Here is a 9168-nt window from a genome sequence, read left to right as displayed (position 1 = left end):
TTTCGGCGACCTCGGCGTCGGAGATCGGTTCACCGCTGTCGGGGTCGCGGACCGCGCCCGGGTATTTCACCGGTGTCCACGCATTGCCGGGGATCGACGTGATCGCCCGCGCCACGGCGCGGTTGTTCGTCAGCACCAGCGAGAAGCGGGCTCCGAGGCGGTGACACGCGCTGATCACGCCCACGACCACCGAAGGCGGAATCCCCGCGCACCAGGATCTCACCGGTCACCCCGGCCGCGCGGGCGGTGGTGACGGCTTGGGCGATCATCCGCCCGGCCCCTTTGGCCGATCTCGCTTTCCCGGCGCGCAACCGCATTCCCGCGATCACCGGCGCAGCCAGGTCGGTGCTGATCGTGGTCGCCAGTGGTGAAAGCCCTTTGCGCAGAACCTGTTTGCCCGAAAATTTTGGTGAACCCGTAGGACGCGCCCTGCTCGGCATACCCATAGACCGGCCGCAGCAACGAGTCGATATCGACGAACGCCCGCGCGCTGGCGCCGGGGGAGCAGATCGGCCCGCGCATACAACCGCGACAGGTGCGCAGCACCGATTCGAGCTGACGGGCATGCCCGAAGCTGAACTCCCGTAACAGGGTTGCGACCGTCGACGGCGCATACATCCGGTCGAACACCGCGCTCATGCCGCTGCTGCGCAGCACATCGATATCGTCGATGCTGTCCGCGCCGGCACACATCCCAGCGATCAGTGTCACCAGTTTCGGGCCAGGGTTCGCCGACCGGGACTTGATCCGAGGCTCGGCGATCGCCACCTTCCCGGTCAGCAACTCACCCAGCCCGGTGCGTGTCACTCTAAACAACGCCATTACCGCCGACGACGCTGCTGACGCCTTCTTGACCTTGGCTTCATTTCCCGGCCGCTGCGCGGCAACACGCTGCAGATCAGCCCGCCTTTCATCACCCCTGTCTATGAACTCGTTCAGTTCATCGATGCCATCAACTACGTCCTGTGTGAAGAGGAAGCCAAGAGACCACGGACCTGACTGCCGGAGCCGGGACGTCGGTTGCCGCGCCCGATCCGGATCGTGCGCTGGCCGCCGACGCGGCTATTGCTCACGTGGACCTGCCCAGAAGTATCGACGTATTCAGCGTCGTCAACCCGGCCACCGGATACGTCCTTGCACATGTTCCCGACGCCAATCCTGATGAGGCGTTGCAAGCGCTGTCCGCGTCCGACGAAGCCGGTCGAGACTGGGCTGTCCGTACCCGCGCCAGCGCGCCGACATCCTGCATCAGTGGTACGACGCGATTATCGAACATGCCGAGGACATCGCCCTGCTCATCACCCGGGAGATCGGCAAACCGCTGGCCGAGGCGCGGGCCGAGGTCACCTACGGCAGCGACTTCGTCCGCTGGTACGCCGAAGAAGCCGTCCGTCCCGGCGGCACCGTCCGCGACGTGCCCACCGGTGGCGGCACCCTACTCACCGGACGCGCCCCCCTCGGGCTGTCGGTGCTGATCACCCCATGGAACTTCCCCTGGCCATGGCGACCCGCAAGATCGCCCCCGCATTGGCTGCCGGCTGCCCCGTGGTCATCAAGCCCGCCGCCCTCACTCCGTTTGACGACCTACTACGCAGTCGACCTTGCGCGGCAGGCCGGCGTCCCCGACGGCCTCATCCAGGTGGTCAGCACCAGCGATTCGTCGACATTCAGCACCGCGGTTCTCGCCGACAGCCGCGTACGAAAGATCTCCTTCACCGGCTCGACGGGCCTCGGCAAGGTGCTGCTGCGCCTCGCCGCGGAAAACGTGCTGCGCTCGTCCATGGAGCTCGGCGGCAATGCGCCCCTGATCGTATTCGACGGCGCCGACCTCGAACGCGCCGTCGACGGGGCCTACAAAGCCAAGATGCGCAACGGCGGACAAGCGTGCATCGCCGCGAACCGCATCTACGTCCAAGACGGCATCGCCGAGCACTTCATCGAAGGACTTACCGAGAAGATGGCGGCAACGCGCACCGGCGATGGTCTCGCTGACGGAGTCACCCTCGGCTCACTCATCAACGATGATGCTATGGCCAGCATGCAACAGCTCGTCGACAACGCGGTCGCCCACGGCGCCACCGTGCGCACCGGCGGCCACGCCATCGCCGGGCCAGGCCACTTCTTCCAGGCAACCGTGCTCGACCACGTTCCAGCGACCTCCGACATCGCCAACAGCGAGATCTTCGGTCCCATCGCAGCGATCCAACGCTTCAGCACCCAGGGCGAATACCTGGCAGTCATCATGTGCCACGCTCTGGGCTGGCACTACCGCTGCCGCGACGAAGACGCGGCACATCGCACGAGACCGGACTGCCCGCCGACACCGACGCCGGTACCGTCACCCGCTGGTTCAGCGACTGGTTCGACGCTGGGCACCGCCGCCGCGCCTGAAAAGGTTTAGGTCCAGGGGCCAGGGCCATCCCCGCGAACTCCGCTCTACTAGCCGGGCTCGCCATCGTCCAGCATAGAACTACCACCAACCGTCCCCGCCGCGCCCATGTCGGTTACGGCCACTTCACTGCCGGGGGCTGCCCATAGTGGCCGGGTCGCGGAGGCGATCTGGACGTACCGTTGCAGTACCGGCCCGGCTTCGGGTGCAGGCACGTCGCGGATGTTGTAAAGGTGGCGGGTCAAGATGACGTGTCCGGTCCTGGGTGGGTATGTTGTGCACCCACGACCAGATGGCGCGGCTTCGCAGCGGCTCGGAGCCGGTCCGCCTGAGCCGGGGCAGCTCCGTGCCGATCGGTAGCTACAATGACTTCGCTGGATCTTCGGAGGCATTGCCGTCTCGGCAGAGGTAAGGCCGCGACGCAGACTCTCACCGGTGACTGTTTGTGCGATGGCACGGGCATTCGATGGAAGGGACCACCAGCGCCGGCCGGGGGATATCGGGCTCCGGGAGACCGGCCCGCCATCGGACCCCAACGTTCGCAAGCCTTGACCTGCAGATACTCTTCTGCGAACTCGCGTCGAGTTCATGCTGTGCAGAGGCCGAGGTTTCCTGACGCCTGGTGCCGGTCTTGTATCGAAGTGACGGATATCGCGCGATGTGACGGTGATGATCTGCCGGGGCCGAACAGCGCTGTGATGGTTGTAGCCCTCGTTTCCTGCGCAAGTCTCGTGATCTCACGAGCCGTGAGATAGACGTGGCGGACGGCCCCAGCGGGCGGTGCCGTGATGTCATGAGTCGCCAGATTCGATAGTTAAGTGTTGTTCCACAATATCTGGAACCAAGAAGCGATGGACCACAACTGTCCGTTTGGGGATAATTAACCTATCGTGCCTAAGCCGATTTTCGCCCTATCCAGGGCATTTAGGAGACATTGTTCGCAGACTGTCGCCCGTTCACGATAGCTAATCAATACTTACATTTATCCATGCGTTTCCTTTCGGCTTGGATGAGTATTCTTCCGCTGTTTTCCTATGCCGTGGAACAACTGTTATCCTGGGTGATCTATTCAGGCAGACAGAGTATAAAGAGCTCGTTGGATGCACCTGAAGGTGGTATCGCAAGGTGACATTTTGCCGCCTGGCAATCCGAACGATTACTTTCTGGTCTTCTGTGGGTTCGCGTGCCGCTCTCAAGAGATAAATTCTACATACCCACGTCTCTGTTCAGCGTTCCTGACTTCTGCCTGTAAGCATGGCTAACAGTGTGAAGAGAACTATGCAAGTCGTTAGTAATTTCATATGCAAAATTGGACGGTCATACCTTAGGGATTTCGCGGACAGTGCCGCATCGGCAGTGTTTTCCGGGCCGTCGAATAAGGCAGATTAGGAGCATACAATGAACGACGGCAACGGCGCCGCTCGACGAAAAGTTCTGGTGGCTGCTGGAATAGGAAATTTCGTGGAGTGGTACGACAGCGGGCTGTATGCCCTGTTCGCCACAACGATAGCCACGGTGTTTTTTCCAAAATCTGATCCTACCGCCGCCTTGATGTCTACTTTCGCGATATTTGCGCTAGGCTATGTGACCCGTCCTTTGGGAGGGGTTGTATTCGGCCATCTCGGTGATAGGTACGGTCGACGTTTCACTCTGCTGCTCTCGGTAATGTTGATGAGTGCCGGCACGGTTGCAATGGGTATGCTCCCCAGCTACGCGCAGATCGGAATCGCTGCACCTGTATTGCTGGTGCTCTGCCGACTCGTGCAGAGCTTCTCGGCAGGCGGGGAGTACACTGGCTCGAACATCTTCGTTATCGAACACGCCCCTTCTGGGCGGCGAGGTCTATATGCATCGATTTCCCCGGCGGTGTCCTATACGCCGGTGGTAGTCGGCGTCTTGGTGGCCGAGGTGATGACCTCCACGACGACACCAGAGCAACTGACTGCGTGGGGGTGGCGGGTGCCTTTTCTGGCGGCGGCACCCCTGGCATTGGTTGGTTTGTACCTGAGGTGGCGAGTAGACGAGTCCCCGGAGTTCGCGGCTCTACGTGCCCAAGGGAAACTCGAATCCGCACCGCTGAAGCAGGCCTTCAAGGTCGCGAAAGGACCCATGCTGATACTGATCGGATGGGCGATGGCTTACGCGGTTGCGGTCTTTCTCTTGGGTACATTCATTCTGTCGTACCTGACCGTGACAGTGAAGTTCAGTAAAACTGAATCACTGACCGTACAGCTGGTATTCGCGCTTGTCGTCATGGTGGCATTTGTCCTCGCTGGATACGGCATCGACCGGGTTGGCCTAAAGCGCATGGCAGTTGCTTCCGCGCTCGCCTTGGGAGCCTGGGCCGTCCCCACGTTCATCCTTCTTCAGCATGCTTCCGTCCTAACGGCCTCGCTCGTTGTCGCGGTGTGTGCAGTCTTTTTCGGCGGACTCGGCTCGACGACAGTCTTGGCTGCAGTCGATTTGTTCCCGGCGCGTATTCGCGCCTCTGCAAGCGGGATGGCCTATAATGTCTGCCTTCTCGCGTTCGGGTCGACCGCACCTTACGTGGCGACCTGGCTCATCTCGGAGGGTAATCGTCTCGCCCCCGGCTACTACCTCGCCGGTGTGTGCGCCGTCGCAGCCATAGTAGCCGCTTTCGGAATCGGCAACCATGCTCCGAGCCAACCGCTAGAACGATGTGACACAAGTATGGAGCCGGCGAACGTTGCTGGTCAGTCTGGCAGTGCCCGTGTCCTCATTAATCGGTCTTCTTTTAGTTCGAAACAGCCATCGCCCCGAACGAATTCGAAGCTAAATGAAAAAATCATATGAGACGTGGCGCGTGCAGTGCTCCGAGTGAAACGACTCTTGCGTCACGGCGATCCACAGGATCGGTTGTCGACAGCAGATCAGCGAACCGCACAGCTATTCCTTGGGAAGCTCTTCTAGGAGGGATCGCAAGGCGAAACCACTCAACGATGTCGCCGTCAGTTGGCGCACGTAGCGAGGAACCGCGGTGGTGGAGGCCGTTCGTCGAATCCCCCTCCTGCCTCCGGTGCGTGAATGGACACGAGCGGAACGCCCTCGCGTACCAATTGCTCAGGCTCGCAGGCCGCGAAGACAAGAAAGGACAATCTCGATGAGCGCAGATCCTTCGGAGACCTACACGGTTCCCGAAACGTCGTCGGATGGACACCAGAGGCTCCCTGAGAGGAGGATCGAATCGGTCGAAAATGCACGTGTCGGTCTTGAGCTTTCCCATCAGCTCCCTCGCGACCTCACATCGTTTTTTGCTCCCCGGTCACTGGCTATTGTCGGGGCTTCTGATACGCCGGGTAAGTGGGGGCACTTCTTGGCTACGGCCGCGCTGCGGGGCGCTGACAGGCGATCGGTCTACTTCGTCAACCCATCAGGCCGCCACGTACTCGGACAACCGACCTACCGTCATCTCGGCGGCCTTCCGAAGATCCCCGAGCTTGTGGTGGTCGCAGTACCCATGGCGGCCTTCGATCGCACCATCGATCTTGCACTTAGCTGTGGCAGCAAGGCTATCGTCGCGATTACAGCCGGCTTTGCCGAGGTCGGCGCTGACGGCGCGGAACACCAGCGAGAGTTGGTGCGCCGTGTTCGCGCAGAAGGGGCTTCGTTGATCGGACCGAACTGTCTTGGAGTGCTGGATACCCACGCCGGCCTGGACGTCTCGTGGATTCCCGGAAATCCGGTTTCTCCTGGTCCAGTCGGCGTGATCTCCCAAAGCGGCAACCTCGGCTGTGATATCGCGCGGCGGTTGTCGGAGGTTGGTCTGGGCGTTTCGCGCTTGGTGTCCCTCGGAAATCAGGCTGACATTGGCGTTGCAGACGCGGTTTGGTCGTTGGCCTTGCACGAGGAAACACGTCTCATCGCTGTGTACTGCGAGGACTTCCGAGATGGCCGTGCATTTTTGCGTGCGGCTCAGAAAGCTGTCAGCATCGGCAAACCAGTCGTTTTGATTGACGCCGCTGGGGGGGAAGAGACCGCGCGAGCCGCCCGATCGCATACGGGTGCTCTTACCACCGATGACAGTATCGTTGACGCGGTCTGCCGTGCCTCCGGCACGGTCAGAGTGTTCACACCGACTGAACTCGTCGATGTCGCCCAGATCATGCTGGGCTGCGCACGTCCCCAAGGCAGACGCGTCGGGGTAGTAGCCGACGGCGGGGGACACGCGGTAGTCGCTGCAGACCTCATCACGAGAGCCGGATTGAGTGTCGATCTTTTCAGTGACCGGTTGCGTAAGCGATTAGCCGAGGCGACCCATGACAACGCGCTCACCGCGAACCCAGTCGAGCCCGGTGGAGCGGGTCTCGGTCCAACCGCGATAACTCGGTGTGTCAAGGCTCTGGTGGACGCCCGTGAGGTTGACGCCATCGTGATGACAGGTGGCCTAGGGAGTTACGACGAACTGGGCGATGAGGAACTCGGTCAGCAGGAGGTTCAGAGCGGGATCGAGATTGCACGTCTAGTGGCCGATGCGTCGCTCCCATTGATCGTGCAAACGTATTGCCCTGACACTAGGCCCAGTACAGCCATGAGAGACGCTGGAATTCCGATCTTCAGGGAGCTTGAGCGAGCGATTGGTGCCCTCAGTCGAGTTGTACAGTCCGTCGAACACGTCCCTGAGCCGATCGCGGATCTCACTCCCGATGCAAACCCTCCGGAGATCGATGGCTACTTCGGTGCTCGTCAACTCATCGCGAGCGCTGGTGTTGAGTTCCCGCACGAAATGCAGGTTGACACGCTGGCCGATGCGCTTGCAGCGGCGCAGCTGATCGGCTATCCAGTCGCTCTGAAGGCCGTCTCATTGCTCCACAAATCGGACGCCGGCGGAGTTGCGCTTAACCTGCCCGATGAACAGGCTGTTCGCAGTGCGTTCGACAATATGCAATCAATACCTGGCCCGTACTCCATGCAAGCTATGATCACCAAGCCCGAAGGAGTGGAGCTTGTCATCGGCTGTCGCCGCGATCCACACTTCGGCCCGGTACTGCTAGTCGGCTTCGGTGGGATCTACGCCGAGGTCCTCCGCGACTGCAAGGTTCTTGTTGCGCCTGCGTCTCCGAGCGCCGTTGAGCGGATACTGCGCTCGCTACGGGGTGCGAGCCTGCTCGATGGACCGCGAGGTGGAAGCCCCGTGGATGTGGATGCGGTTTGCAACGTCGCCGCCCGGATTTCGGAGATCGCAGCGAAAAATGCAAATATCCGAGAAATTGAAGTGAATCCTCTCCTTGCCCACTCAGAGGGGGCGATCGCGCTCGACGCCAGGATCGTCTGCGGTACCGAATGACTTCTGCTCCGGCGCAAGAGCCACCGCAAGCGCCCACAACGCATTATTCGGGTAGATTGCTGTGGCCGCACCAATTCGGGGTTTGTTCGCCGGAATTGGCAACGATAAATCGTCGCCAGATGTTCCATTATGGGTCCGGTTGGGAAATCCGTCGACCGGTACAGATAATTTAGATATATGGGGTAATCTCATGGAATACACCGTCATTCAATACAAAGTGGACGATCGAGTCGCGTGGCTCACGCTCGACCAGCCAAAGAAACTCAATCCTCTTTCAATAAAGCTCTGCGCCGAATTTCAGGATGCGCTACGAGTTGCGGAACGTGATCCGGAGGTTCGGGTGATCGTGGTCAAGGGAGCAGGCCATCGAGCATTTTCTGTTGGGCACGACATGGCTGACCAGCACGGGCCGCGGACGCTAGAGGATTCTATCAGGCATAACGCAGAAGCATGCAAGTTCATACGTTCTGTGTTTGATTGCCCCAAGCCTGTTATCGCGATGATCGACGGGTATTGTCTGGGCATGGCCTTAGGGTTGGCCATGATGTGCGATATCCGATACTGCTCCGATGATTCACAATTTGGTGCGATCGAAACCCGGTTGGCGCTCGGTAGCACGGAAATACCTATGATGTCGCATCTGATGGGTCAGCGTTCTCGAGAGTTGGCTTATACGGGAGATATTTTCGACGCCAACGAGGCATACCGGCTCGGCCTCGCCAATCGCATCTTCCCGAAGGAAAGCCTTGAGGAGGAGACCACGCGTATAGCGAAGCGGATGTCTAGAGTGGCATTGCCGACACTGATGTGGAGCAAGAAGGCATTCAACACTACGCTGACGGCGGCCGGAATCGACTCGGCGCTGCAGCACAATTTCGCAACCTACCTGTTGATTACCCAGTCCGACTCCGAATTCAAGCGCTTCGACGAATTGCTTCATAGTGAGGGTGTCAAAGCGGCGTTACAGTGGCGTGACTCGATCTTCGAGCCGTTCGAGTCCGGCACGTCCTGAGCTACTGGGCTCTCAGCTGGTCGCGTGTGCATGCCAAACACGTACATTGGCGTGCACCGCCCCGACCCGCGAGTACACGCGCCGCGCCACCGGCGCCTCATGGTCCTAGGGGCAGCGGTGTTGTACTGGAGGGCGGCCGAACAGCCAGCATGGTCACCGGGTGCACCGTACCGCCGATCGCGGGTGCATGCTTCGGCCCGTGGGTTGGATTCGCGAAATCCGGCGCTAAGGAATTACTATCGCAGATAACAACATATTATCTGCGCCTCTGTCTCAGAAGCGGCTTGGCGCGATGCCCCGTCCGGAGCGGGGTGACTCCGTAAATTATCTGCGATAGTACGGATGATCTTGAATGAACGCGCCGGACTAGCCTCGATCTTTCGCGGGGCCTTCGGCCCGGCGTGATCGGTTTCGGATTGGCTTCCGGCGGCTGACGAGTGGCCTGTGGGCAACACAGAGTAG

The 9168-nt window shown here is 60.4% G+C and carries 5 protein-coding genes and 2 pseudogenes; 5 read left to right on the top strand and 2 right to left on the bottom strand.

Annotation, left to right across the window (positions count from 1 at the left end; genetic code table 11):
- Positions 1-822: pseudogene (locus tag ACFXN1_RS50490) on the bottom strand (transposase); the annotation flags it as partial.
- Positions 823-1140: 318 nt separating this feature from the next.
- Here ACFXN1_RS50490 and ACFXN1_RS50485 point away from each other — a divergent pair.
- Both ACFXN1_RS50485 and ACFXN1_RS50480 read left to right on the top strand, forming a co-directional pair.
- Positions 1141-1521, top strand: a pseudogene (locus tag ACFXN1_RS50485) (hypothetical protein); the annotation flags it as partial.
- A gap of 55 nt (positions 1522-1576) precedes the next feature.
- Complete coding sequence (locus ACFXN1_RS50480) at positions 1577-2401, top strand: aldehyde dehydrogenase family protein (protein WP_379446230.1); 825 nt, start codon at positions 1577-1579, stop codon at positions 2399-2401.
- Between the two features lie 38 nt (positions 2402-2439).
- Here ACFXN1_RS50480 and ACFXN1_RS50475 read toward each other — a convergent pair whose 3' ends face one another.
- Positions 2440-2604: a hypothetical protein gene (locus ACFXN1_RS50475; RefSeq protein ID WP_379446225.1), complete on the bottom strand. Its 165-nt coding sequence runs from the start codon at positions 2602-2604 to the stop codon at positions 2440-2442.
- Positions 2605-3787: 1183 nt separating this feature from the next.
- Between ACFXN1_RS50475 and ACFXN1_RS50470 the strand changes: the two genes are divergently transcribed.
- From ACFXN1_RS50470 to ACFXN1_RS50460, 3 genes are all read left to right on the top strand, one after another.
- The gene (locus ACFXN1_RS50470) at positions 3788-5203 is read left to right on the top strand and encodes an MFS transporter (RefSeq protein ID WP_379446226.1); all 1416 of its coding nucleotides are present in this window, start codon (positions 3788-3790) and stop codon (positions 5201-5203) included.
- A 307-nt stretch (positions 5204-5510) separates the two neighbouring features.
- Positions 5511-7694: an acetate--CoA ligase family protein gene (locus tag ACFXN1_RS50465; RefSeq protein ID WP_379446227.1), complete on the top strand. Its 2184-nt coding sequence runs from the start codon at positions 5511-5513 to the stop codon at positions 7692-7694.
- Positions 7695-7884: 190 nt separating this feature from the next.
- A complete protein-coding gene (locus tag ACFXN1_RS50460; RefSeq protein ID WP_379446228.1) occupies positions 7885-8706 on the top strand; it encodes an enoyl-CoA hydratase/isomerase family protein in 822 nt (273 codons plus the stop codon).
- The last annotated feature ends 462 nt before the right edge of the window (positions 8707-9168 follow it).

The organism is Nocardia sp. NPDC059154, from assembly GCF_042755705.1.
Lineage (GTDB): Bacteria > Actinomycetota > Actinomycetes > Mycobacteriales > Mycobacteriaceae > Nocardia.
This window is presented reverse-complemented; position numbering and strand designations above follow the sequence as displayed.

Coding starts and splice junctions, on each gene's coding strand:
- ACFXN1_RS50470 (WP_379446226.1), top strand. CDS start 3,788: ATGAACGACGGCAACGGCGCCGCTCGACGAAAAGTTCTGGTGGCTGCT.
- ACFXN1_RS50465 (WP_379446227.1), top strand. CDS start 5,511: ATGAGCGCAGATCCTTCGGAGACCTACACGGTTCCCGAAACGTCGTCG.
- ACFXN1_RS50460 (WP_379446228.1), top strand. CDS start 7,885: ATGGAATACACCGTCATTCAATACAAAGTGGACGATCGAGTCGCGTGG.